Origin of the sequence: Archaeoglobus sp. (assembly GCF_017656475.1) — an archaeon.
Taxonomy (GTDB): Archaea; Halobacteriota; Archaeoglobi; order Archaeoglobales; family Archaeoglobaceae; genus Archaeoglobus.
The window spans coordinates 1-22974 of the sequence record NZ_JACDNT010000032.1 but is presented as its reverse complement, the minus strand read 5'-3'; the positions used below and the strand labels follow the sequence as shown (position 1 = coordinate 22974).

The following is a 22974-nucleotide window of genomic DNA, read 5'->3' as shown; positions in this document are numbered from 1 at the left end:
TGTCTTCGGCCAGCTTTCTCACTATCTCCTGCAGCCTTTCAGCGAACTCGTTGAACGCATCGAATGTTTCTCCGAACTCATCATCCTTTGGTTTCTCAAGCCTTACTCCTAAATTGCCCGCCTGCAGCTCCCTTATGCCGTTGCTGAGCATGTGTAGACATTTGCTGGTATAGGCAAGCATTTCTTCGACTTCTCTTTCTTTCTCCTTAATTGCGGTCAGATCCTCTATCGATTCCACAACCCCTATAACCCCTCCATTTTCGTCGTAAACTGGGGCAGCGGTGGCTCTGACGTACGCCTTCTTTCCTTTTCTGGGGAAGTTCAGCCACATTTCAGTCAAAAACGCCCCCTCAATTACCGGGTGCCTCTTTATAACATCGTAAAGTTTGTGTGCCTCGTGCGGATTGTCGAGAACCAAGTCAGCAAGCACTGGCCTTTCCTGATCGTAGAACGGATACCAGGTTCTATTTGTCCCCACTACCTCCTCTGCCTTGACGCCTGTAAGCTCTTCAGCAGCTTTGTTCCAGTAAACGACGTTGTGGTTGGAGTCTATGTACATTACAGCAACTGGCGTGCTGTCCACCAACCCTTTCATTTCTCTCTCTTTCTCTTTGAGTTCTGTGATGTCGTAAAAGACTTCAATATATCCTGCAAAGCTGTCTCCAACGTAAACGGGATATATGGACGTCGATGCTACAAACTCTTTGCCACCCTTTCCGACCAATTTAACCTCGACATTTTCAATTCTGTCTCTCTTCTTTATTGCTTCAACTATCTTCTTTGCGTTATCATAGTAGTCTTTGTGTATTACTGCAACCTCTGCGGGCTTCAGTCCTATAACTTCGTCAGCATTTTCGAAGCCTGCAAGCCTTGCGACATTGTTGTTAGCGAACTTAATCAACCCGTCTTCCCCAACGAAAATCACGTAGGTTGGCAAATTCTTGAAAACTTCCCTGACAAGCTCATATGCCTTCTTCGTCTCCTCTTCCCTTCTTTTCTGCTCGGTGATGTCTATGAAAAAGTCTACCATTCCTGCAAATTCTCCATCCACGTACACTGGAGCACATGAAGTCAGTATCGGCATCGCCTTGCCAGTTTTGACCTCCAGGAACCCCTCTTTACCCTCAATCTTCATTTTTTTCTCGAACGCCAATTCCACAAACGTTTTTCCCCCCGCAGCAACATTGCTTGCGAGGTCTGAAGGTCTCTTGCCTATCATCTCCGAAAGCTCTGCCCCGTAAATCTCGGCAGCGTATTCGTTAATGTACTCTATAACACCATCCTTGTTCAGGAAAAGGACGAAAGCTGGTTTTGGAATCTGCCTTACCAGCTCGCCAACGAACTTTTTTGTTCTCTCCAGCTCCCTTTCTGTCTCAGCGAGCTTCCTTCGTAGCTCCTCTATTTCCTCTTTCTCCTTTCTGCAGTCTCCTGATTTGGATCCCGCTTTTGAGCTCTCCAGCAAGGATTTCAGCCTTGCTACAGCATCATCATCCCCCAAAGCCGAAATCAGGTTTGAAAGCTCCTCATCCATAACACCACCATTAGCTGATAGTCTAAAATAAAAAATAAAATTTTCTCTATAAAGTAAAATTTCGAATAAGAAAATTCAGAAGTGTAATTAGCGTTTGGAAAAGACTTCCTCGTAGAGATTTATGGAGGATACCTCAGCCTCTGTGAGGCTGTCGAGAACTTCTTTCATTTTTTCGGCACTTCTCTTTACCATTTCAAAGGCCTTTTTCGGAGATAGCTCATCAGCAAGCTCAGCTACACCTTGTATTATTGCAAGAGGGTTTCTGAGCCTATCAGACAGGAACTGGAAATGCTGAAGGTTCGATTTTAGCCTTCTTAGTATTTCTTCATTTTCTTTCTGAATTTCGAGGAATTCAAGAGCTCTACCGAGCACAGCAGTCATCTCCTTCAGGATTTGAATATACTCCTCGTCCTGCTCCTTCAAAAACACGTATACCGAAGTCTCTCCCAAAACGGGAAAAACTGCCAGATACCTGTGATTGACCTTTTCACATTCACAGTATCGAGTGTCGACGATGCTGAACACTTTGGGGTTGTAGTTCAGGAATTTGCAGTTCATGACATTCTCGTCCATCTGGTAGTACTCGCCATCTCTGTCAGAAACGACAACAGCTGTGCATGCTTCATCCTCGAAAATAATTCCACAGAAAAATTGAATCATCTCTTTCCTACTTTTGAACATCCAGATCTGACTTGAAAGTGTGAAAGCGTTGAAGAGGAGGTTATTTATCCTTCTCAACTGCTGAACTTCTTCATTCATCCTTTCCCTCCTGCTAACGCTTTAAGCCTCTGTATCGTCTCTTGGAGCTCTTTTTCAAGCTCCTCAGCAGAGAATTTATGACCTTTCAGGTCTCTTAGCAGGTCAATTTCCTCCTCCTCCTTGGTTTCTACCTCCTTTGCCAGACTTGAAATCAGGTCATCCTCCTCGTCGAACTCCACCTCTTCCACCTCATCTTCTTCATCCTCTTCATCCTCATCCGATTCAAGGGGTATGTCCTGACCTAATTCTTCGAAGTCCATATCGAGGTCTGAGTTAAGCTCAGGCAAATCGGGTATGTCTGGAAGCTTCTCCTCCTCCTCAGTTGTTTCTGTTTCCGTTTTTATCTCTGAAGCGGTCTCCATTTCTTCAAGCAGGTTATCATCAGGTACCGTATTTGCGTCATCAATAGGTACTACTTTCTCTTCCCCATGTTTTGGATTAATCTCAACTCCTGCACTCACAACCTCTTCAAGTTCCTTATCCACTTCCTTTATTTTCTCCTCGATCTCCTTTTTGCTCCTCAATTTTGGCAGAGCAAGCGTGAATTTACCTCCTACTCTCTCGTAGATGTACGGGACTGCGAGGATGAACCCCGCAAATGCGATTCCTATCAACATCTCAATCATGATGCATCACCTCCTACTCCACAAATGACGGAAGAGTAAAGGCCCACTCTACAACTGGGGGGACTACGAGCATCAGCAGCCCTGAAAGTATTGCGAATATCGCTCCGTAGTAGAGGTAAAGGTACCTTCCTCCGCCCTTGACGACATTTGCTGCAAGAGTATTGGCTATGGTAAGAGAGAGTATTATCCACACAGAGTACTGGCTCAGAAGGTCTGTTGGGATCCCGGAGAATATGCCGATGTTTAACCCCTGCATACCTCCAGGAATCTTGCTGAAGACCTCTCCAGTGCTGACACCACCAAGCTGGCTTGCAAAGAGGTTTGAAATGTATTCCGAGAATATAGAGAGAATCTGCGTGATGAAAAGCACCAATGCCACCATGGCCAAGTGCAAAGGTATTATGAGGTTTATGAAACCCGATGAAATCAAATCCCTCTTCAGCCTAAGCAGAACCATTTCTAAATTAGATGACGAAACTATCTCCCCAACAACATCCGCATCCCCTCCCAAATCTGTTGCATCAACGAATATTGCGGTCAGCTTGCTGATCAGATAGCTTCCGCTCTCCCCCACAAACCTCTCCCACGACAGTCTCGCATCAAGCCCCATCGAAAGCCTTCTGTAAAGCTGGATGACGAGATCTCTCAGCTCACCGAGATTCTTCTGGTCTATCCTGCTCAAAGCCTCTGCAACAGAAACACCAGCTCCTGCCTTTATAGCTCCAAGGCTCCTGATGAAGGATGTGAAAGCCTCATCCCTCATGCTGATTTTCTTGTCGTCAACTTTCGCAAGATAGCCTACTGGAAGAAGAACCAGTCCTGCAAGGAGAAAACCGAGCCCCCTGTAATCTGCTTTCGGCAAAATACCGGGTCCCCCTGTTAAATTCAGTAGTGTTGGGAGTATTGTGAGGAAAAGCACTGCCATAAGTGCTATGGGTAAGAGTAGGGGGACGAGTTTTGAAATTGTTGCCTGCTCTTTTGACTTAATTTTGAGGTCGTGCACCTTTTTATCCTTCGGCACAGCCTTGAAAAGCATGAAAACTCCGAAAAGTGATATTGCGAAGTTCCCAAAGGCGGAAGCAATTAAAGTAGCTCCAGGGTCACCTGTGCTGTATATAACTACTGAAAGCAGAACAACTACAGAAATCAGCGATGCTGAAACGAGGAGTGACGTGTAGGCATCGCTCCACTTCCTTAAGCTCTCAAGGTTTCTCTCATACTCGTCTTTCCTTATGGTTTTGAAGGCCCTCCACTCCCTTTCAAGAAACTCGTTGTCCGGCTCTCCTGCTGCTATCGCATTTGCCATTCTGTTGAAGAGCTTCTTTAGCCTTTCGTGTCTGATTTTCTCGGCGATAAGGTCACATGCAGTTGCGTAGTCGTAATGCCATTTTTGGGTTAAGTCTTTCACCTTTGAGAAGTATCTGCTCGGAGCGTACTCCTTCTTCTCTGAAACCATCTCAAAAATCTTGTCTCTTGAAAGGTTCGCGGTTGAAAGCGATGCCATGTATGTGAGAGTAAAGAGGAGATCGTTGTCCATCAACAAGTCCTTCCCACTACTCTTTAGAATATCAAATACCTTTCCAAACTTCCCGAATCCTGCTGAAAGCTTCGGAACCTTGACAGTTTTTACCTCCATACGCTACACCTTAATAGCGAGCAATCCGCTCTTGTAGATCTTCGATATGGACTTGAAGAACTCGTAGAAGTCTGTAATTCCCTGCTCGTGGAGTTTTTTCAGAATTTTTGCCCTCTTCTCGACCTCCTCGTAAATTAGCTTCTTCTTGTTTGGCGGAATTCCGAGCCTCGTCGCGATTTTCTGCTCGAGCAGGTATGAGCTTCCATAGCCTGTGAAAACGTGTGTGTCCGTAACAGGATCCCACTGGAAAACCTCAATAAAGGAAACACCACCCTTTTGCGGGTTGTACCCGACTATTTCGCTAACGCTCAAAACTCTCCTGACGAGCTTGCCGTCAGGCCTCCTCACAGCGCTCTGAATGACCACGAAGTTCAGGTTGTCGATAAAAGTTTTAGGGACGCTGATCGGCTCTGTCGTCAGCCTCTGAATCAGCTTTTCTACTGTGGCAGCGTGGAAGGTGGACATGACGGGATGCCCTGTCTGCATGGCCTGAAATGCTATGTTGCCCTCAACACCTCTAATCTCACCAACCAGTATGTAGTTCGGCCTCTGTCTCAAAGCAGCCTTCAGAAGGTCGAACATCGTAACATCACTTCCCCCTCCCTCTCCTATCCCTCCCGCTCTCGTTGAACCTCTTGTAACCTCTCTCGTCCAGTTCTTGTGCGGAACCTGAAGCTCAGGCGTATCTTCGATTGAAACAACCTTTGCCTCCGGCCTGATGAAGGCAGTAATAGCGTTGAGCAACGTGGTTTTACCGCTGGCCGTTTCACCGCAAATAAATCCACTCATACCCTCACTGATAAGAAGCCATAGATAACCAGCAATCATGTAGTCAAGAGAGCCAAATTCTATGAGTTGCAGAACGCTGAACGGTGTTTCGTTAAACTTTCTGATGGTAAAGTTGCTGCCGTTCTTGCTTATGTCATTACCGAAAACGATGTTAATTCTGCTTCCATCAGGGAGTGTAGCATCAACAATTGGGTCTTTGTAGGTGACTGGCTTCCCAATCCTTTCTGCGAGTCGAATAATGAACTTGTTCAACGTTTCTTCGTCTCTGAACTCTATAACACTCTTCAATCCTTTGAAAATCTTGTGCTCTACAAATATTGGCCCAAGACCGCTGCACGAGATATCCTCAATGTACTTATCTCTTATGTACGGCTCAAGCACACCCAGACCAACCTTATCTCTTATCAGAGCATACTCTAAAGCCTTAAACTGCTGTGAGGTTACTCTCAGTTTTCCCATTGTCAAACTGCCGCCATTCTTGCTATTCCTCAAAAACGGGAGCTTAAAAGAAAATTTGAATTTGGGTGTTAATCTCACCTCTGCTCTGTTGTCCTCTATAAACGATTCTTCCTTGTCAACAATTTCGCAAACTTCTCTGAGCGCTTCCTTAAGAATCTTTACCTTCTCCTCGTTATCTTCAGGATCGAAGTCGATGTCGGTGATGTAATCCACAAGTCTGATTTCGACCTCTTTGAGAAGTTCATCAACTCCTGTAAGCAAAGTTGGCTCTATAGGGATGTAGAAGTTTCTCATGTCGTTCTTGTCGGGATAAACATGGATGTAAATCTGCTCATCAGCAGGGTAGATCAGGTTAGGTCTGTCAAGATCCCCATGCTTCTTTCTGTCCAGCTTGGGAGCGAACTTCGGAATTCCAATTTTATCTAAGGGGAGGATATGGAGGTACTCCAGGAGATGTAGGTTCTTCTCAACCTCTTTCTTCATTCTGTCGGGGAGGAGCTTGTAGATCCCGCATGACGCCAGGTTTGTGTGGTCGTGCTCGTCCTCAAGCTCTCTTGGTTTGAAGGGGAAGTTTGCAACAACTCCCTGCTTCAGTCCCTTCGGTTTCAAACTGAAGTCTAACGTACTATCTTTACCCACCATATCCTCCCCCCGTTCATTATAATTACTATTACTACTATGAACGTTCTTTGCTAATAACATTTGCTTTCATTTTTGGGATTACTTTGCAACTTGCTATTAAGTTATGCCCTTGCTTCTGAAACTGGAATGATCTTCAACCCAAACCCCGGATGGACCTCAAAGCTGACTATGTTGCCAGTAGTCTTCCTCGCTCCGCGAATCTTTGAAACCTCGAGAACGCTAACATACCTGTCTCCGACCTGCTCTTTTCTGAGAAAGAGATGACAGTCACATGCCGACCTGATTCTGACGAGAGTGTCCTCCTTGAATGCGTGCTGATGAAGTGTGATTAGGATCGTTTTTCCGTTATCGCAGAGGTTCTTCAACCTCGTTAGGAATTCCAGAACATCATCTTCGGTGGAGTACGTTGTGAACATCGTGAGAGAGTCTATGATAGCAATGTTCTCTCTTATAGTTTTGATATGGTTTGCAACAAGGTTGAGTATGCTCCTCATCTGCTCGGTGCTCCAGTCAATACCTTCAAGGTGAACAGGAAAAACTCTGAGATACCCCCATGCATAGAAATCTGATACGTCAAGGCTCAGTGACTCCATCTGCTTTAAAAAGCTCTTTATCGTGTTTTCAGTGGTGTAGTATGCAATGTTGTGTCCGCTCATCAACCCCCCAAAAACGAACTGCTGGCACAGCACAGATTTTCCAGTGTCGTTTTCACCCTCGATTAACGTTAAAGAACCCAGTGGAATGCCTCCTCCAAGCCTCTTGTCTATCTCACCATTCCCGCTTGATAGAATGTTCTTTTTTTTCTCCTCCTCCAAATCAGCTAAACTCTCAACCACAATCTCACCTCCTTTTCTAAACACTAAAATCCACACTGTCGCAAACTGCACTGGGTGTGCAGATTAGAAGTACGTAGGTGCCGTTTTGTAGCGGCTGCGCGGCTTCAAGCTTTGCCACCTCTTGAGGATCGAAAATTCCTGGATTGATCAGTTCTTTGGAAATTGAGAACACAGTAGAGTTTACGTAGAATGAAATCATTTCCCCTTCAGAAGTTCTGCCGTAAACTATAACATCAAACTCGGTGAAGTCAGGATACCTTTCATCGCCAGTGTTCTTGAAAGTGGCGATGATCTCTGAAGTCGAGTTGTCGTAAATTATGCTTAGAATTTCGATGTCGCTCCTCAGCTTTTTTACTGCCAAGTTTACAGCATCTTTGTAGCTCTCAACCGAGAACTCGGCAATTGTCGTAGTTCCGGCAAGGAAGGTGTATGCAACCGTGACGATGATCGCTGTGACCATTATTGCCGCGACCACTGTGTCAAAACCCATAGTCATCACCACGAGAAGTAGTCGTCTGCCCTTACACCGTTGTAAAGGACGAAGGTAAGCAGGTACTCGTCCTTGGGCATCTGGGTGGCATCAATGTTCTCGACTGCAATTCTCAGCGTCTCTCCCTTCTCCCAGTACTCATCGCCATCGCCGTTCTCTATGGAGAATGAGACCGAGCTGTCAGAAGCTGTGAAGTGGAGATATGTAGTGGGGGATGTGAAAAAGATGTCGCTCATGCTTATAAGGTCCGTGTCGAGTCTGGTGCTCCCTGTATTTTTAACCCAAAAATAAACGTTAACCTTCGAAGTGTCGCCTGTGACTTTGATGAAAATTATTTCCATATCGGTTTCAACTTTCTCGTTCAGATTTCCGGAAACTGATGTATAAGAGTGAGCTAAATCCTTAACTGCGGGTAAAATAACCATTATGGCAGCGGTAACCGCTACTACTGTAGCTATCATCAGGATCGATGTGGATATCACCTCCCTTGCCATCGTAATACCTCAGCGCAGCCGCTCTCACGGCCTCACAGCCTCTTTTCCAGTATCAACGAAAGCAGCTTTGAATCCATGCTCGTATCGGCAGGATTCATCAGCTTGTGCAGTCTGTAGAGCTCAAGCAGCATGTCCTCGAATCCATCGTTCAGAGCAATTAGCTCGGCAACCTTGCAGACAAAATCTCTCGCATCATCGGATATGTAACCTGCTGACGCGAACAGTTCGAGCATAAGTCTGAGCGAGTCGAGAGTGTACTTCTCCAGCATGCCCTTCACCCAGTCCATGAGGTTGAACAGTGTTACAATGTCGTACTTTGTGATGTGTTCTGGTTCTTTCTTTCTCGCCATAAATGCCTCAGTTACCGCTTTCTCTTTTTTGCTTTCAGAAACCTCAACCTGCCTGCCCACAATATCACCTTCTTCACCTTCTTCGGGCATCACCTCCTTACCATACTCCTGACTTCTTTCCACCTCTTCAACAAAATCCTCCTCCACACCAATTTCCGGTTCTTCTTCAGATTTTTCGGGTTCCTCAGGCTCCTCAGGCTCTGGAGGTTTTGGCTCAGGAACTTGAGCGGGAACAACCTGTATTTGCTGAACAGGTGGTTGCTGATGCATTGCGGGCAAAGCACCTTCTGCAAGGTTCTGAAGGTTCTGGAACGGATTTTCGAGGTTGTTCAGCGTCTCCCTCAAATCGAGCAGAAGCTTTTTCACCGAACCCTTGAGAACGTCGACTTCTTTCTCAAGCTTTTCAATTCTGCTCTCAGGAGTGTCAGCTTCCGCACTTGCCAGAATCTCGTCAATCGCTGCCTGATCGACCTCCATGGAAATCACCTCTAAAAAATTAAAAAATTGGGAAATTACTTGAGAAGCACCATCACATCGTCGATGGCTGGTGGAGCTTTGAGTTCAATTGGATAGCTAGCACCTATTGGTGGCTTGACTTCAACTATGAAGTCGTCGTTTTCGTTGATGTTAAGATTGTCAAGCTTGACGACTACTTCTGCTTTTTCAAACTCTTCCAAATAGTTGTCAGGGTTGTCACCTTGGAGAGAGTTTATCCATGTAACCTTGTAGTGAGTTTCATCTAGAGTTTCGTTACTGTATACATATTCAACATAGTCGCCGTCAGCTGGAACGAGCACGGTAATCACGGTTTTATTGAGGTCGATTGGCTGTCCACCAGCGGCAAGCTGCAGTGTGAATGTGACATTCGTTATCTTGTTTGGATCGGATGATGTATCACCCATTGCAACAACGCTACCAACAAGCTCCATGCTGCTAGTGGCCTGCTTAACGCCAGTGTGTACAGTCTCCTGACCCTTCTGAGTTGCGAAGAAACCTGCACCGAGCAGCACGTAGCTGAACACCGCTGCCACTGTGACGAACGCTATCAGCACGATGGCAGCTTCAAGGCCCGTGAAACCCTTCTCATTTTTAACAAATCTGCGCAACATTTCGCATCACCTCAGACGAAGGTCAGATTTGTAAAGCTTGGCGGCAACGTCTTGGTTATAGTCAGCGGTGCACCGATTGGCGGGCGGACTTCAATTGTAACAACGTCGTTTGGATTCAGTTCACCAATACCTGGCCATTTTGTAGTATCGAGGTCAATAACAATTTTGTACTTCTCGTTTGGCTCAACCACATTATCTCCATCACCTATTGTGTCATCATACCACCACGGGCAGTTTGCACCGCCAGTTGATGTACAGTTGTCTTTGTCATAGAACAGCTGCTTGTACCCTTGGTCAGTTGTTATTGCTATAGAAGTCATGTTGAGGTCAACCGGAGAGCCTCCGGCAGTCTGTGTTACATAGAAGTATATCTGGTTCGCTTTACCGTTGGAACCCGTATGGCCGGTACAGTTCAGGTAGATATACTGCCCGTCAAGCGTAAGGCTGCTCGAAGCCTGCTTTACTCCGGTGTCAACGACCTTCTTTGACTTCTGTGTGGTGTAGAAACCGGCTCCCAGCATGACGTAGCTGAACACTGCCGCGACCACTACGAACGCTATCAGCACTATGGCCGCTTCAAGCCCTGTAAATCCCTTCTCGTCCCTTCTTAATTTTCCAATTCTACTTCTCACCATTCCATCACCTCACACCTTCCTCAACCTTAAAACAGACATTGACAATATATAAGAATTTTCTTATATGTTGAAATTACTTTTTTCTAAGTTGAAATTTCCTTTACGAAATTTCAGAAGAGTAAGTCGGCTTATCAAGCTCGTAATGCACAATGACGATGCACTGCTCCGCAAGAAGGGAGAGGGGGGAGAGGGAGAGTTTTAAGGTAACATAATTTCTAACAACCTCCTCCTGCTCTTCAGTAAGCCCCTCATGGTCGCCAAGGATGAAGAGGGGGTTTGACGGCAGCTTTGCTTTGCTTATGTTAACACCATCCTCTTTGAGATAAACTAAGGAGTAGCTGTTGCTAAGCTCCTCCAGCAGTTCTTCGAGCCCTTTTTTCGAAACATAAACGCCTGAATGCACCTTCTTCCACCTTTTGCCGCTCTCAATGCTTAGAGCTTTCCTTATGTGACCTGCTACATTCCTCTCGTCTGGGGACATCCTCTTCACTTCGTTGCCTTTAACCAGTACCACTTTCGGTGGTTCAGGTGGGCCGAGGAGGAGAAGGTATACCTCCACGTCTTTTCTTATGCCGTGAGAAATGAAGAGAGCCTGAGAGGTGCAACGGCAGAGAACGTCCATTCTTCCTGCCCCTGGCAGGTCATTAAGGCTGAAAGGTTCAGTGACGGCTTTGTTGCCAACAACAAGAAATCCTCTCAAAAAACCACCCCCGTAAGGGCAAAGTAGAAAAGATATACGAGCACGATTATGCCTGCAATCCTTTTTATATTGTTGAAGTTAGCTTTTACAAACTTCTCCCCAGCTTTAAAGACGAATGCAATGGTTAGAGCCATTCCAAGACCGTAAGAAAGCATTACAAGCGGGTTCTCTGAAAGCAGAGTCTGGCTTATAGCGATGCCTGCAAATGGGAGGATGCATGGGAGCCACAGAAAAGCTAGGAACATTCCAAAAAAGAAAGATGGCAGAGTTTGGGCTTTCCAGGATAATTTTGAGGTCATTCTTGATGCTAATATTGAAATTTTCTCTTCGAGCTCATCGGAGAGCAGAATTATTGCGAAGAGGAGAAGGAAAAGCATGGCTACCGTCCTGAATACACCGAAAAACAGCGAGGCTGTGTAGCCGGTTATCAGCATGCTGAAGGTCAGCCCAGCGACAATAAGAAAAGCATCCAACGCTCTCCCTCTTGAACCTGCGAAAATTAAAGGGATCACGGGAAGGACGCACGGAGAGAAGATGGACAAAATGCCGAGAGCGAAGGCCATCAACAACTCAAGCATGAAAATAGAAAAAGAAATGTATATTTAAATTCATCTTCTGTAGACTTCGCCAATATCCAGCTCAATTTTCTCGCTTATCAGATCCACAACCTCTCCGATTACCGCAAGCAACCTGTTGTAGGATTCGATGAACCTTACAACACTCTCTCTCGCATTAAGCTTTGACTGTAACTCGGTAAGCTCACTCAGCAAATCCTGATCATACTCTCCAGAGAGCTGCTTTGTCACGAAATCCTGCTGCTTCTGCTGAAATTCGACAAGCAGCTCCTGCGCAACTTCATCCTCTTTAAGAAGCTTCTCGTTTTCGAGAAACTCCCGATATTCTCCCAAACCCTTTATGCTCTCAGCCAGCTCAATGGCCTTAGCCTTAATTCCTTCATCCAACATTCAAATCACCCTTTTTAAATTTCTTCACATCTTTTTCAGGACTATATTAATGTTTCCCTTCAAACAAATGCCTTCTCCTTCCTCTGAAGCATTCTCACGGCACCCATCTTCACAAGCTCAACTGCATTTGCGATTTCGTAAAGGTCTTCCTTGCTCTTACTCCTGATTCTGAGCTTTCTCCCGAAGTTTGTGTGCATGTCGAGCAGGTAAGACCTCGTGACGAACCACCAGTAGAGAAGGAGCAGAGAAATGAAAAGAAACGCAGTTGGTATAACAAAAAACATCAGGGCTGATGAGAAACTTCCAACACCAAATTCCAGCCCTAAAAGGTACATTATAGCCGAACTAACGAGAAGAATCATCCCTCCTATGAGAAATCCCCACCTGTTCTCTTTCTTGATTTCAACCATCTGTATTCCTGAGATGTAGAGGAGCTTTGCATTCCCGTTGCTTCTGAACATTATTCTGCTTTCCGTTATCTTTACATTCCCCTTCTTGACCTTCAGGTCGTCGTCAACTTCGTAAACCTCTGTCTCAAACAGTATTCTCTCTGGTGTTGTTAGTTCCATGTATCGAAAATGGATTGATAGCTAAAATAATTTTTCTCACAAAATTGAAATTACCTCCAAGATTGGAAAAAACGTTAAATTTACTCATGTGGAGATAATTATATGAAAATAACCTGGCTTGGGCATGCGGCCTTCCTGCTTGAGGGTAGCGCGAAGGTTTTGATTGACCCGTTTTTGACGGGCAACCCCAACGCACCTGTAAAGCCTGAAGATATCAAGGCGGACTACATTCTCGTAACCCACGGACATGGAGACCACCTCGGAGATGCAGTAGAAATAGCAAAGAAAAACAACGCTCCGATAATCTGCATCCACGAGCTTTCAAGAATTCTTGCAAAATACGATGTCGAGACGATGGGAATGAACATGGGTGGAACTGCCAGAACGGGAAGCATTGCAGTAACGATGGTTCCAGCATGGCACTCGGCAGATGTTGAGGATGAAAAGGGAAACATAATAAGTGCCGGTCTGCCAGCGGGTTATGTTGTTTCAATGGACGGCGTTAGAGTTTACCACACCGGCGACACTGATGTTTTTCTGGACATGCAGCTAATCGGAGAGCTTCACAAGCCTGATGTTATGCTTCTTCCCATCGGAGACTACTACACAATGGGTATAGCGGGGGCAGTCAAGGCATTGGAACTCGTCAAACCAAAGGTGGCGATACCGATGCACTACAACACCTTCCCGCTTGTCGAGAAAGACCCAGAAGACTTCAGAAAGGCTGTGAAGGCTAAAGGGCTTGATGTTGAGGTTGTGATCCTGAAACCGGGAGAGAGCTACGAGTACAACAAGTAATCTTAAGTAATCTTCTTCTTTTTTATACCCAGTGTGCATAATACTTGGAAAACAACATTGGAAAAAGCTTAAAAGATAGCAGCAAGAAGCTTTAGTATGGACAGAGGGGAAATCAGAGTTGCAGTTCTGAGGATGGAGGGCACCAACTGCGAGGATGAGACGGTTAAAGCCTTTAAAAGTCTTGGGGTTGAAGCAGAGGCTGTCCACGTAAAGCAGTTTTACAGCGACATGATACGGTTTGAAGAGCAGAGAAGTGTTTTTGACTATCAGTGCCTCGTTTTTCCCGGCGGCTTCTCAGCGGGGGATTACATTAGGGCTGGGGCAATATTTTCTGCAAGAGTAAAGAGTGTTCTCAGAAAAGATTTGGAGGAGTTCATTAAGATGGGCTACCCTATCCTCGGAATCTGCAACGGATTTCAGGTTCTCGTTGAGCTTGGCGCCCTGCCGGGATTTGATGAGGACAGGCCTTTAGCCGAAAAACCGGAGATGGCTTTAGCTATGAACGACTCAAGCAGGTTTGAATGCAGACCATCTCTTCTCAAAAAGGAGAGCGAAAAATGCGTTTTCGTCAAAACTCTCAAAAAAGATGTGGTTATGTTCCCCGTTGCACATGCAGAGGGCAAAGTAGTCTTCCCTTCTGGAAAGGAGGAAGAATACCTCGAAAGGCTGATCTCCAACGACCAGATCGTTTTCAGATACGTTGATGATAAAGGAGAGTATGCGGGATACCCATGGAACCCGAATGGAAGCTTTTACAACATTGCAGGAATATGCAACGCATCCCATACAGTCTTTGGCCTGATGCCTCACCCAGAGAGGGCATTTTTCGGCTACCAGGTGGGAAAAGGAGAAGGCTACGGGGACGGATACTGTATTTTCAGGAGCGTTGTTGATTACCTCGAAAATCTTTAGCAAAAGTTTTTAGCTTGCTGCAATTTTTCTTCTGTAATGAGCATTAAGGTTAAGGACTACATGACGAGAAATGTTTGCACGTTAAAGCCAGATGACACTGTCAGGGATGCTGTTGAACTTGTTCGAAAAACAGGTCACGACAGCTTTCCCGTTGTTGATGATAGCATGAGGGTTGTGGGCTACATTTCTGCAGTTGACCTTTTAGACAAGCTCCCTGAAACGAAGATCAGAGACATCATGTCAAGAGAGCTGTATGTGGCAAGAGATTTCATGGATTTAAGGGATGCGGCGAGGGTTATGTTCAGAACCGGGCATTCGAAGCTTCCGGTTGTTGATGAGGATAACAGGCTTGTTGGCATTATCTCCAATGCCGATGTTATAAGAAGTCAGATTGAGAAGGTTGATCCGGACAAGGTGGAGAAGCTGAAGAAAACAATCGAGAAAGTTCATGGAGTCAGGACGGAAGTCAAAAGGGGAAAAGTTGAAACGGCAAGACTTATTCCCACCCAGTCGAGGATATATGCAGATGAGCTTAAAGGGAGAATTCACGAATTGAAAAGAGGTCTTGCGGAGCCAATAGTTGTGATAAAAAAAGATTCGCGCTACTACCTCGTGGATGGGCACCACAGAGTTGTGGCTGCAGCAAAGCTGGGCATAAAGGAGCTTGACGCTTACATCATTGAAGTCCCGGAGGATATAGAGCTTGGAATAGAGAAGCTTGTTAGAAAGAAAGGGCTTAAATCCGTGAGAGATATCGAGATAATCGAGGATGTTCCACACCCATTGGTTGAGATAACCTTCAGAAACATGGGGTGAGGTTGTGAAAGAGTGCGTTGTCTGGACAGCTAACCTTGACAGCAAGAAGAGCAGGAGTGAAGGGAGGAGAATTCCAAAGAGGTTTGCTGTGCCGAATGTAAAACTGCAGGAACTTGTTGAGGCGTGCAAGCAGCTTGGTTTAAAGTTCAGGGCTGAGGAGAAGAAGTACCCGAAATCATGGTGGGAAGAAGGTGGGAGAGTAGTGGTTGAAAAGAAAGGGAGCAAGACACACTTAATGATTGAGCTTGCAAAGAAAATTGCTGAGATGAGAGAGCAGAAAAGAGAGCAAAAGAAGGTGCAGAAGAAAGACAAGAAAAAGAAGAAGAAATGAAACTCATCTTTTATCTCTCAGCGGATAATATCGAAATAGCGAGAAAAGAAGTTCTGGCTCTTGCCGAACGCTACGGGTGGATTGAGGACTATCAGTTTGACGGCAGATTTCTGGTGTTAGATTACGCTGGGGAGAGGTTTTTCGAAAGGCTTGCGTACACAAATGAGGTAATTAGGCTATACGACATCTGCACTTTTAGCGAACTGGAGCAGGTTTTTAAGGAAATACCTGTTTACGACAAGCTCTGCTGTGTAAGGATAAATGGAGTTGACGGAAAAACTGCCCTCGAAAAGAGACTCGGTGCAATTCTCTGGAAGAGAGGGGCTAAGATCAGCGTTTCGAAACCTGAAGTAGTTTACAAAGTTTACATAAGTGGAGACAGGTGCTACATGGGACTGCTTGAATTTGTAAGGGACACAAAGCAATTCTACTTAAGAAGGCCGGATAAGAGGCCTTTTCTAATGCCTTCAGCCATAAAGCCGAAGTTGGCAAGAGCACTGGTTAACCTGACAGGTGTTGTGGAGGGAGAGGTTTTCCTTGACCCAATGTGCGGGACAGGCAGTTTTCTAATTGAAGCGGGACTCATGGGAATCAGGGCTGTTGGAATTGACTTTCTGGAGAAAATAGTCAGGGGCAGCAGAACAAACCTTCAGCACTATAACATCGCAGGAGAGGTTATGCTTGGAGACGCAAGAAGGCTGCCCTTTAAGGATGAGAGCATAGATGGAATAGCCACAGACTATCCATACCTCAGGTCGACCAAAGCTGCTGGAAATCTTAATGACCTCTACTCTAAAACCAGTGAAGAATTTCAAAGGGTGCTTAAAAAAGGATGCAAGGCCGCAGTTGTTACAAACATTGACGTTGAGGACTTCTTTTCAAATTTCGAAATGGAGTTAAAGACGGAAGAGAGAATACACAGAAGCCTGACCAGAAGAATCTATCTGTTCAGAAGGTAACATTTATATTATTCCAGACGAAAGGAAAAGTGGGGTAGCATGAAGCCAAGAGTGATGATTGTTGAGGATGACCTCGCAGTTCTTGAGGCTCTGAAGCTAATGCTTGAGGACTATTACGAGGTCATAGTCGCTTTAAACGGCAGGGAGGCCATCAATCTCTACGAAAAGTTCAAGCCAGATATAGTTCTGATGGACATTTCTATGCCCGAGGTTGACGGTGTAGAGGCAACGAAAGCTATTTTGGAGAAGTATCCAAAAGCGGTGATTATTTGTGTTACAGCCTTCGCGGCTCATAGAGGAAAGGAGATTCTTGAGGCGGGAGCCAAGGAAATCATCGAGAAACCATTTACCAGAAAGCATCTCTTAGAAAGAATAGAACATTACCTTCAAAAACAGAAAGTTTAATTAATTACCGACAAATTTTTGACCGGTATGAAGCACCTTCTCTCAATTGCTGACCTCGAAAAGGATGAGCTGTTCGAGATTCTCAAGCTTGCGGAGAAGCTAAAGGAAGAGAGGTACAAGGGTGTTGTTACCGACTACCTGAAGAACAAGAGCCTTGCGATGATCTTCGAGCTACCTTCCACGAGAACCAGAGTATCTTTTGAGGTGGCAATGACAGACTTGGGGGGGCACGCTCTTTATCTCGGATGGGATGAACTTCAGCTTGGGAGGGGTGAGCCATTAAAGGACACTGCAAGGGTTCTTAGCAGATATGCTCATGCGATAATGATGAGGGTGAGAGAGCACAGTACTGTAGAGGAGTTTGCCAGGTACTCTACTGTTCCGGTAATAAACGGTCTTAGCAACCTTGAACACCCCTGCCAGGTTATAGCTGACCTTCTGACCATTTCTGAGTACAGGGGTGATTTCAAGGACGTCACCCTTGCCTGGGTAGGGGATGGAAACAACGTCTGTAACTCCATGATTCTTGCCGCTGCGCTTACGGGAATGAAGATGGTGGTTTCAACACCGGAAAAATATGATCCCAACCCAGAAATCGTTGAAAAAGCAAAGGAGATGGGAGGGAAGCTGCAGTTTGTAAGAGACCCGAAAGAGGCCGTCAAGGAAGCTGATGTTATCTACACCGACGTGTGGACGTCAATGGGGCAGGAAGCGGAGAAAGAGGTACGAATGGCGGCATTCAAGCCATACCAGGTATCAGATGAATTGCTCAAACTTTCTAAGGATGATGTGGTGGTTATGCACTGTATGCCCGCTCACAGAGGGGAGGAGATTACAGATGATGTTATTGAAGGCAAGCACTCAATCGTTTTCGATCAGGCAGAGAACAGATTGCATGCACAGAAAGCCATACTACTAAAGCTGCTCGGAAAGGAAAACGAGGTTTACTGATTTTGCTCCGTCAGGTCAAGGTACATGTCGCACTCGTGGTACGGAGCAACTATCTTGAACCCCATCTTTTTGTAAACGTGAATGGCTCTTGCGTTACTTCTCTCTGTTACGAGCATTATCCCCTTGAACCCAGCCTTTTTGCAGTAATCGATTATAAGCCTCATCATCTCCTGTCCAAGTCCCCTGTTTTGATAGTCTTGGTGTATGAATATTGTCAGGTCGACCTTCATATCTTCGGTGGGAACGATTACAAGGTGTCCTACGATTCTTCCATCCTTTTCCGCCACTATTGCGAATCCGTTTTCGGCAAGATAATCAATCCAGTTCTCGATGGCTTTCCTGCTTATCGGTGGTAGGCCGAGACAGCGGTAGTCTGGATCGTATGTCTCGTACATCTCTATCAGCTTTTCCCTGTCCTGCTCATGGATATACTGCCTTATAAGAATTTCCTCGCCCTTCCTGTCCTTAACAACAACGGGTTTGAAATCCGGAAAGTTGAACTGGACAGGTTCTTCGCTGGCCATTATCATTTCAGACACCTAAAAATAGTAGGGTGTGGAAGTATTTATTATTTTCTCAAGAATATTAATCGTTTATATAATGATAAATTCCTACTCGATCTCTATCTTCTTTATTTCCTTTTTTGCCTTTGCAATTTCTTCCACAGCTTCGATCTTGTCAAGACCTGAGTCTATTAAAGTCCGCATTGCCAGTAGTATTTCCTTGGTTGCGTTTAGCATGTGCTCAACAAACTCTTCTGGAACTACATCCTCTAAATCTGGCAGTACTATCTTTATCTCTCTCATGCCGTAAGATTGGCTTTTGACTTAAATAAACTTTCCCGAAAAATCTTTGCAGTTGCCTTCGACACCTGCATTCAAAGAATATTAAAAACAAAAAATTTTTGTATTTCTCAACAAGGCTTGAGACATGGCAAAAGTAAAAATTGTTGATCTAACTCTTAGAGACGGACACCAGTCTCTGCTTGCAACAAGGATGAGAACCAGAGATATGCTTCCAATTCTTGAAACTCTTGATGAATCAGGAATTTACTCTCTTGAGGTGTGGGGAGGAGCTACATTTGATTCTTGCCACCGCTTTCTCAACGAGAATCCGTGGGAGAGGCTGAGGGAGATCAGGAAGAGGGTTAAAAACGCCAAGCTTCAAATGCTGCTCAGAGGACAAAATCTTGTTGGCTACCGGCATTATCCTGACGATATTGTGGAGAAATTCGTTCAAAAGACGATTGAAAATGGCCTTGACATTTTCAGAATTTTCGATGCACTGAACGACGTAAGGAACCTTATCTCATCTATTAAAGCTGCCAAAAAATATGGTGCTGACCACATTCAGGGCACGATTTGCTACACAATCTCCCCTGTCCACACCATAGAAAAGTACGTTGAAATTGCAAAAGAGCTGGCAGAGCTTGATGTCGACTCGATTTGCTTGAAGGATATGGCAGGTATGCTCTCTCCAAAAGCCGCTTACGAGCTTGTTAAAGCCATTAAAAAGGAAGTTGGTCTGCCGATAAACGTTCATTCTCACTACACAAGCGGAATGGCTTCGATGGCTTTGTTGAAGGGGGTTGAGGCGGGAGCTGAGATGATAGACACATGCATGTCTCCGCTTAGCGGCGGGACTTCACACCCCCCAACTGAGAGTATGGTTTACGCTCTTAACGAGCTTGGTTACGATACTGGAGTAAAGCTGGATGCTCTGCTCGAGGCGAGGGAGTACTTCATGAAACTGAGAGAGAAGTACTCCGGTTACCTTAGCCCTCTCTCAACGATTCCCGATACGAGAGTGCTGGTTTACCAGATTCCAGGAGGGATGTTCAGCAACCTCATTGCACAGCTTCAGGAGCAGAACGCCCTTGACAGGCTTCAGGAGGTGCTTGAGGAGGTGCCGAGGGTAAGGGAGGATTTGGGCTATCCGCCTCTTGTAACACCAACGAGTCAGATTGTTGGTGTGCAGGCGGTGATAAATGTCCTCGTTGGAGAGAGGTACAAAGTGGTTACGAGGGAAACCAAGGACCTTGTCAAGGGAATGTACGGAAGGACACCAGCCCCAATTAAGCCCGAAATCATAAAGAAGATTCTTGGCGACGAGAAGCCAATAGACTGCAGACCAGCAGACCTCCTTGAGCCTGAGTTCGAGAAGAGGAGGCAGGAGCTTATCGAGGCAGGAATAGAGAATCCGAGCGATGAAGATGTGCTAATCTACGCTCTGTTTCCGCAAACCGGTCTAAAGTTCCTGAAAGGTGAAACGACGGAGGAGCCATTCCCGTTGGCGGGAGGAAAGATAGAGGGAAGCTTCGAGGTTGAGGTGGAAGGTCAAAGGTACATGGTTAAAGTCAAGCCAGAAAAGTGATATACACCTTTTTCTAAATTTTTAGCATGGAGCTTGAAACTGAAATTATTGTTGATAAAGTAGATGTTGACAATCCAGTTTTGATAACGAGCTTTCCGGGAATAGGTCTTGTCGGAACAATAGCCACTGCTCACTACATTATGGAGCTAAATCTGGAATCGATAGGAGTTGTGGATTCAAGGCTTCTACCCCCTGTTGCTTCCCTTTTTGAAGGGGTCATACTTCCACCGGTAAGGATTTATCAGAGCACTGACTTGGGATTTGTGCTGATTCACTCAGACGTGCCTATACTGCCACAGGCTGCGTCGGATATGAGTAAAAGGATAGTCCAGTTCGCTGCTGAAATAAATGCGAGAAGGGTTTACTCTTTTGCCGGTGTTGCAACCTTTGAGGACAAGAAGAGGGTTTTTGCTGCTGCTACAACAAGGGAGCTTCTTGAGGAAGTTAAGGACCATGCCGAGATATTCAAGACGGGAACAATTTCGGGAATTGCAGGAAGCATAATGAACGAGTGCGTTGCTGCTAAAATGCCCGGAATAGTTCTTCTGGGTGAGACAGTCGGCTTCAACCCCGACCCAAGGGCTGCTGCCAGTCTAATCGAGGCTGTTAATAAAATAATGAACTGGAATGTTAGTGTGGAAAAGCTGTTGAAGGAAGCAGAGATGATAGAAGCCCAGATGCAGAAACTGGCCGAGCAGGCAAGGATGCATGAGGAAAGAAAGGAAGAATTCCCCATGTACGGGTGATAGCATGAAGTGTCTGGTGCTAACGGGTATATCGAGAAACGTGATAGAAGAGCTGATGAGGAGAAATATCAGGACCGTTGAACTGCGTAGCGCCCACAACGTTGCCACTGCTTTGAAGGCTGAGCCCGGAGACTGCGTCTTCCTCACTCCAGCAAGGATAAACGACCTCGGTAGGGGTGTAAGCGGACTTATTGCTGAAGTTACGGGGAAAGAAATAATGAGTCAGTCCCTCTTCTACCAGTCTCCATATTACATAGAGGAGAGCGAAATCACCGTGGTGAGGCTAAAGTTGCGGCCAAAAAGCCTTGGAAGAATGATCCAGGTAAAGAGAGGAGCTTTCCTTGAAACAATTGAGGGCGATGTGGTAGAGATGTCGTACTTTGATGCAAGATAGCTTTAGCTGATCGGCTGAGAATCGAGCACTTCAAATGTAAATCGAGAAAAGAGTTAAATCACAGAGGACGATTTAGAGGGATGATAACGGGGACGATTATCAACGCCGTCACAGTGGTTATTGCCTCCGCTGTTGGCATTGCCATTGGCTCAAGACTCAGCGAGAGCATAAGGAATGCGATAATAAACGTTCTCGGTTTGGCAGTTCTTCTGATCGGAATTAGCATGGCCTTAGAGACGAAAAACGTCCTTATACCCACTATAAGTGTGGTTGCCGGCACCGCTCTGGGAGAGATTATGGGAATAGAGGACGCACTGCAGAAGTTTGGCGACAGAGTTGAAAGAAGGCTTGGCAGGGGAAGGTTCTCAGAGGGGTTTGTTGCGGCAACCCTGCTGTACTGTGTTGGACCCATGGCGATTCTCGGCCCAATTCAGGAGGGGCTAACCGGGGACATATCTGTTTTGATGGCAAAGTCATTGCTGGACGGTGTGGCATCAGTTGCCCTCGCATCAGCCTTAGGTGTGGGTGTAGCCTTCTCAAGCCTCAGCATCCTCATCTACCAGGGATTCTTCTCTCTGCTTGCAGCTCAGCTAAGCAGCATTGTAACAGAGACCATAATAGCAGAATTCACTTCCACTGGGGGCTTGCTGATAATGGGAATCGGAATAAATCTTCTCGAGCTTAGAAAACTCAGAGTTGGGAACATGCTTCCCGCACTAATCTTTGCACCCCTTATCGTTGTAGCGCTGCACTTAAGATAAGGGGGAGCCAAGCAAGTAGTTGAACCTGCAGTCCTTTATTTTCACCTTAACAAACTCTCCAATTTCTCCTTCCGTTACAACAGCCCTGTAGGAATCCATCCTTGCTAGGTTTTTCCCGTTTTTGCCCTCCTTTGTGATTAGCACTCTTACCTCTTTTCCCATAAAACGTCTGTTGTTCTCCAGCCCTACTTTTCTCATCAATTCTGTCAGCTTCCTCGACCTTTCCTTTTTAATCCAACCCGGCATGTCTTTTAGTCTTGCTGCAGGTGTTCCTTTTCTCGGTGAGAAGCGCGTGATGTTTACTATGTCCGGCCTCGTTTCTTTAATAAGCTCATAACTCCCCCAGAAAGCTTCTTCCGTCTCAGTTGGAAAGCCGACAATTATGTCGGTCGATATTAGGACATCATCGAAGGATTTTCTGAACGCCTCGACAACTTCAATGTAGTCTTCAACCGTATGGTTACGCCTCATATCTTCAAGAACTCTGTTATCCCCGCTCTGCACGGGGATGTGAAGGAACTTATAGATTTTCTCGCTGCTGTAAGCTTCGATAAGATCGTCGAGGATTTTGACCGCATACTGGGGATTCATCATTCCCACCCTAACTCTGAAATCTCCCTCGATTTCTGAAATTTTTCTGAGGAGTTCCGGGAGCATCGCCTTTCCTCTATCGAGACCGTAGGCTCCTGTATCCTGGGAAGTTAGCTGGATCTCCCTGAAACCGCTTTTGACAGCGGATTTTACTTCATCAACGATTTTCTCCATGGAGAAACTCTTCAACCTTCCCCTTGCGAACCTCGTGGCACAGAAGCTGCATGACCCAAGACAACCTTCAGAGATTGAAACGATGGCTATGGCATTATTCCTCAACCTGCATTTCTGGGATGAAAGCCCCGCTTTATCGATGAATCGCCTTTCAGTGTAGAATCTTCTACCGT

Annotated in this window: 29 protein-coding genes; 11 read left to right on the top strand and 18 right to left on the bottom strand. The window is 45.7% G+C overall.

Translation table 11 applies throughout. The features are described 5' to 3' along the window. The 15 genes from H0Z19_RS09245 to H0Z19_RS09175 form a co-directional block, all read right to left on the bottom strand. Positions 1-1531, bottom strand: a 1531-nt coding sequence (locus H0Z19_RS09245; protein ID WP_290725981.1) for a PAS domain S-box protein, incomplete at its 3' end; no start/stop codon positions are given. Positions 1532-1618: 87 nt separating this feature from the next. Then, the gene (locus tag H0Z19_RS09240) at positions 1619-2290 is read right to left on the bottom strand and encodes a histidine kinase dimerization/phospho-acceptor domain-containing protein (RefSeq protein WP_290725979.1); all 672 of its coding nucleotides are present in this window, start codon (positions 2288-2290) and stop codon (positions 1619-1621) included. Further along, entirely contained in the window at positions 2287-2916 is a 630-nt protein-coding gene (locus H0Z19_RS09235) for a hypothetical protein (RefSeq protein ID WP_290725977.1), read from the bottom strand. Before H0Z19_RS09235 ends, H0Z19_RS09240 begins: the two co-directional genes overlap by 4 nt. Before the next feature lie 13 nt (positions 2917-2929). Continuing rightward, complete coding sequence (gene flaJ, locus H0Z19_RS09230; RefSeq protein WP_290725976.1) at positions 2930-4552, bottom strand: archaellar assembly protein FlaJ; 1623 nt, start codon at positions 4550-4552, stop codon at positions 2930-2932. 3 nt (positions 4553-4555) lie between these two features. Continuing rightward, positions 4556-6442 carry a type II/IV secretion system ATPase subunit gene (locus H0Z19_RS09225; RefSeq protein ID WP_290725974.1) on the bottom strand — a complete coding sequence of 629 codons (1887 nt, stop codon included), beginning with the start codon at positions 6440-6442 and terminating at the stop codon, positions 4556-4558. Positions 6443-6543: 101 nt separating this feature from the next. Beyond that, entirely contained in the window at positions 6544-7278 is a 735-nt protein-coding gene (locus H0Z19_RS09220; RefSeq protein ID WP_290725973.1) for an ATPase domain-containing protein, read from the bottom strand. 16 nt (positions 7279-7294) lie between these two features. Next, the gene (locus H0Z19_RS09215) at positions 7295-7768 is read right to left on the bottom strand and encodes a hypothetical protein (protein WP_290725972.1); all 474 of its coding nucleotides are present in this window, start codon (positions 7766-7768) and stop codon (positions 7295-7297) included. Between the two features lie 5 nt (positions 7769-7773). Next, positions 7774-8262: a flagellin gene (locus H0Z19_RS09210; protein WP_290725971.1), complete on the bottom strand. Its 489-nt coding sequence runs from the start codon at positions 8260-8262 to the stop codon at positions 7774-7776. A gap of 32 nt (positions 8263-8294) precedes the next feature. Further along, entirely contained in the window at positions 8295-9089 is a 795-nt protein-coding gene (locus tag H0Z19_RS09205; RefSeq protein ID WP_290725969.1) for a hypothetical protein, read from the bottom strand. Positions 9090-9124: 35 nt separating this feature from the next. After that, complete coding sequence (locus tag H0Z19_RS09200) at positions 9125-9721, bottom strand: archaellin/type IV pilin N-terminal domain-containing protein (RefSeq protein ID WP_290725967.1); 597 nt, start codon at positions 9719-9721, stop codon at positions 9125-9127. Positions 9722-9732: 11 nt separating this feature from the next. Next, the gene (locus H0Z19_RS09195) at positions 9733-10356 is read right to left on the bottom strand and encodes an archaellin/type IV pilin N-terminal domain-containing protein (RefSeq protein ID WP_290725965.1); all 624 of its coding nucleotides are present in this window, start codon (positions 10354-10356) and stop codon (positions 9733-9735) included. Positions 10357-10456: 100 nt separating this feature from the next. Beyond that, positions 10457-11056 (bottom strand): tRNA (pseudouridine(54)-N(1))-methyltransferase TrmY, encoded by a 600-nt coding sequence (trmY, locus tag H0Z19_RS09190; RefSeq protein WP_290725963.1) that lies wholly within the window; start codon positions 11054-11056, stop codon positions 10457-10459. Continuing rightward, positions 11053-11634 (bottom strand): cytochrome c biogenesis CcdA family protein, encoded by a 582-nt coding sequence (locus H0Z19_RS09185; RefSeq protein ID WP_290725961.1) that lies wholly within the window; start codon positions 11632-11634, stop codon positions 11053-11055. The genes trmY and H0Z19_RS09185 overlap by 4 nt, the downstream gene beginning before the upstream one ends. A gap of 30 nt (positions 11635-11664) precedes the next feature. Further along, positions 11665-12021, bottom strand: a complete 357-nt coding sequence (locus H0Z19_RS09180) for a YlbF family regulator (RefSeq protein ID WP_290725959.1) — start codon at positions 12019-12021, stop codon at positions 11665-11667. Between the two features lie 59 nt (positions 12022-12080). Then, entirely contained in the window at positions 12081-12590 is a 510-nt protein-coding gene (locus tag H0Z19_RS09175; protein ID WP_290725957.1) for a hypothetical protein, read from the bottom strand. Between the two features lie 102 nt (positions 12591-12692). On the opposite strand from H0Z19_RS09175, the gene H0Z19_RS09170 reads away from it, so the two are divergent. The 7 genes from H0Z19_RS09170 (at position 12693) to argF (ending at position 17762) form a co-directional block, all read left to right on the top strand. Next, the gene (locus tag H0Z19_RS09170) at positions 12693-13388 is read left to right on the top strand and encodes a metal-dependent hydrolase (protein WP_290725955.1); all 696 of its coding nucleotides are present in this window, start codon (positions 12693-12695) and stop codon (positions 13386-13388) included. A 96-nt stretch (positions 13389-13484) separates the two neighbouring features. Further along, positions 13485-14300, top strand: a complete 816-nt coding sequence (gene purQ / locus H0Z19_RS09165; RefSeq protein ID WP_290725953.1) for a phosphoribosylformylglycinamidine synthase subunit PurQ — start codon at positions 13485-13487, stop codon at positions 14298-14300. 36 nt (positions 14301-14336) lie between these two features. Continuing rightward, positions 14337-15116, top strand: coding sequence for a CBS domain-containing protein (locus H0Z19_RS09160; protein WP_290725952.1), 780 nt, complete (start codon positions 14337-14339; stop codon positions 15114-15116). 4 nt (positions 15117-15120) lie between these two features. Then, the gene (locus tag H0Z19_RS09155) at positions 15121-15447 is read left to right on the top strand and encodes a signal recognition particle subunit SRP19/SEC65 family protein (protein WP_290725951.1); all 327 of its coding nucleotides are present in this window, start codon (positions 15121-15123) and stop codon (positions 15445-15447) included. Next, the gene (locus H0Z19_RS09150; protein ID WP_290725949.1) at positions 15444-16406 is read left to right on the top strand and encodes a TIGR01177 family methyltransferase; all 963 of its coding nucleotides are present in this window, start codon (positions 15444-15446) and stop codon (positions 16404-16406) included. Before H0Z19_RS09155 ends, H0Z19_RS09150 begins: the two co-directional genes overlap by 4 nt. 39 nt (positions 16407-16445) lie before the next feature. Beyond that, positions 16446-16811 carry a response regulator gene (locus H0Z19_RS09145; protein WP_290725947.1) on the top strand — a complete coding sequence of 122 codons (366 nt, stop codon included), beginning with the start codon at positions 16446-16448 and terminating at the stop codon, positions 16809-16811. A 27-nt stretch (positions 16812-16838) separates the two neighbouring features. Next, positions 16839-17762 (top strand): ornithine carbamoyltransferase, encoded by a 924-nt coding sequence (argF, locus tag H0Z19_RS09140; protein ID WP_290725946.1) that lies wholly within the window; start codon positions 16839-16841, stop codon positions 17760-17762. On the opposite strand, the gene H0Z19_RS09135 is transcribed toward argF, so the two are convergent. Beyond that, entirely contained in the window at positions 17756-18292 is a 537-nt protein-coding gene (locus tag H0Z19_RS09135) for a GNAT family N-acetyltransferase (RefSeq protein ID WP_290725945.1), read from the bottom strand. The genes argF and H0Z19_RS09135 overlap by 7 nt on opposite strands. A gap of 81 nt (positions 18293-18373) precedes the next feature. After that, positions 18374-18568 carry a hypothetical protein gene (locus H0Z19_RS09130; RefSeq protein WP_290725943.1) on the bottom strand — a complete coding sequence of 65 codons (195 nt, stop codon included), beginning with the start codon at positions 18566-18568 and terminating at the stop codon, positions 18374-18376. 124 nt (positions 18569-18692) lie between these two features. On the opposite strand from H0Z19_RS09130, the gene H0Z19_RS09125 reads away from it, so the two are divergent. The 4 genes from H0Z19_RS09125 (at position 18693) to H0Z19_RS09110 (ending at position 22036) form a co-directional block, all read left to right on the top strand. Then, positions 18693-20135, top strand: coding sequence for a pyruvate carboxylase subunit B (locus H0Z19_RS09125; protein WP_290725941.1), 1443 nt, complete (start codon positions 18693-18695; stop codon positions 20133-20135). 26 nt (positions 20136-20161) lie between these two features. Then, positions 20162-20881, top strand: a complete 720-nt coding sequence (locus H0Z19_RS09120; protein ID WP_290725939.1) for a proteasome assembly chaperone family protein — start codon at positions 20162-20164, stop codon at positions 20879-20881. A gap of 4 nt (positions 20882-20885) precedes the next feature. Then, positions 20886-21275 (top strand): DUF473 domain-containing protein, encoded by a 390-nt coding sequence (locus H0Z19_RS09115; RefSeq protein WP_290725937.1) that lies wholly within the window; start codon positions 20886-20888, stop codon positions 21273-21275. Positions 21276-21355: 80 nt separating this feature from the next. Further along, positions 21356-22036 (top strand): DUF554 domain-containing protein, encoded by a 681-nt coding sequence (locus tag H0Z19_RS09110; protein ID WP_290725935.1) that lies wholly within the window; start codon positions 21356-21358, stop codon positions 22034-22036. Here the strand turns inward: H0Z19_RS09110 and H0Z19_RS09105 are convergent. Beyond that, positions 22028-22974: tRNA (N(6)-L-threonylcarbamoyladenosine(37)-C(2))-methylthiotransferase (locus H0Z19_RS09105; protein ID WP_290725933.1), on the bottom strand; the 947-nt coding region annotated here is incomplete at its 5' end. The two genes, H0Z19_RS09110 and H0Z19_RS09105, sit on opposite strands and share 9 nt — an antisense overlap.

Excerpts from the sequence above, each read along its gene's own strand:
- H0Z19_RS09240 (WP_290725979.1), bottom strand. The coding sequence starts at position 2,290 with ATGAATGAAGAAGTTCAGCAGTTGAGAAGGATAAATAACCTCCTCTTC.
- H0Z19_RS09115 (WP_290725937.1), top strand. The coding sequence starts at position 20,886 with ATGAAGTGTCTGGTGCTAACGGGTATATCGAGAAACGTGATAGAAGAG.
- H0Z19_RS09185 (WP_290725961.1), bottom strand. The coding sequence starts at position 11,634 with ATGCTTGAGTTGTTGATGGCCTTCGCTCTCGGCATTTTGTCCATCTTC.
- H0Z19_RS09215 (WP_290725972.1), bottom strand. The coding sequence starts at position 7,768 with ATGGGTTTTGACACAGTGGTCGCGGCAATAATGGTCACAGCGATCATC.
- flaJ (WP_290725976.1), bottom strand. The coding sequence starts at position 4,552 with ATGGAGGTAAAAACTGTCAAGGTTCCGAAGCTTTCAGCAGGATTCGGG.
- purQ (WP_290725953.1), top strand. The coding sequence starts at position 13,485 with ATGGACAGAGGGGAAATCAGAGTTGCAGTTCTGAGGATGGAGGGCACC.
- H0Z19_RS09170 (WP_290725955.1), top strand. The coding sequence starts at position 12,693 with ATGAAAATAACCTGGCTTGGGCATGCGGCCTTCCTGCTTGAGGGTAGC.
- H0Z19_RS09130 (WP_290725943.1), bottom strand. The coding sequence starts at position 18,568 with ATGAGAGAGATAAAGATAGTACTGCCAGATTTAGAGGATGTAGTTCCA.
- H0Z19_RS09160 (WP_290725952.1), top strand. The coding sequence starts at position 14,337 with ATGAGCATTAAGGTTAAGGACTACATGACGAGAAATGTTTGCACGTTA.
- H0Z19_RS09150 (WP_290725949.1), top strand. The coding sequence starts at position 15,444 with ATGAAACTCATCTTTTATCTCTCAGCGGATAATATCGAAATAGCGAGA.
- H0Z19_RS09205 (WP_290725969.1), bottom strand. The coding sequence starts at position 9,089 with ATGGAGGTCGATCAGGCAGCGATTGACGAGATTCTGGCAAGTGCGGAA.
- H0Z19_RS09200 (WP_290725967.1), bottom strand. The coding sequence starts at position 9,721 with ATGTTGCGCAGATTTGTTAAAAATGAGAAGGGTTTCACGGGCCTTGAA.
- H0Z19_RS09235 (WP_290725977.1), bottom strand. The coding sequence starts at position 2,916 with ATGATTGAGATGTTGATAGGAATCGCATTTGCGGGGTTCATCCTCGCA.
- H0Z19_RS09125 (WP_290725941.1), top strand. The coding sequence starts at position 18,693 with ATGGCAAAAGTAAAAATTGTTGATCTAACTCTTAGAGACGGACACCAG.
- H0Z19_RS09225 (WP_290725974.1), bottom strand. The coding sequence starts at position 6,442 with ATGGTGGGTAAAGATAGTACGTTAGACTTCAGTTTGAAACCGAAGGGA.
- H0Z19_RS09110 (WP_290725935.1), top strand. The coding sequence starts at position 21,356 with ATGATAACGGGGACGATTATCAACGCCGTCACAGTGGTTATTGCCTCC.
- argF (WP_290725946.1), top strand. The coding sequence starts at position 16,839 with ATGAAGCACCTTCTCTCAATTGCTGACCTCGAAAAGGATGAGCTGTTC.
- H0Z19_RS09180 (WP_290725959.1), bottom strand. The coding sequence starts at position 12,021 with ATGTTGGATGAAGGAATTAAGGCTAAGGCCATTGAGCTGGCTGAGAGC.
- H0Z19_RS09145 (WP_290725947.1), top strand. The coding sequence starts at position 16,446 with ATGAAGCCAAGAGTGATGATTGTTGAGGATGACCTCGCAGTTCTTGAG.
- H0Z19_RS09135 (WP_290725945.1), bottom strand. The coding sequence starts at position 18,292 with ATGATAATGGCCAGCGAAGAACCTGTCCAGTTCAACTTTCCGGATTTC.
- H0Z19_RS09120 (WP_290725939.1), top strand. The coding sequence starts at position 20,162 with ATGGAGCTTGAAACTGAAATTATTGTTGATAAAGTAGATGTTGACAAT.
- H0Z19_RS09175 (WP_290725957.1), bottom strand. The coding sequence starts at position 12,590 with ATGGAACTAACAACACCAGAGAGAATACTGTTTGAGACAGAGGTTTAC.
- H0Z19_RS09210 (WP_290725971.1), bottom strand. The coding sequence starts at position 8,262 with ATGGCAAGGGAGGTGATATCCACATCGATCCTGATGATAGCTACAGTA.
- H0Z19_RS09195 (WP_290725965.1), bottom strand. The coding sequence starts at position 10,356 with ATGGTGAGAAGTAGAATTGGAAAATTAAGAAGGGACGAGAAGGGATTT.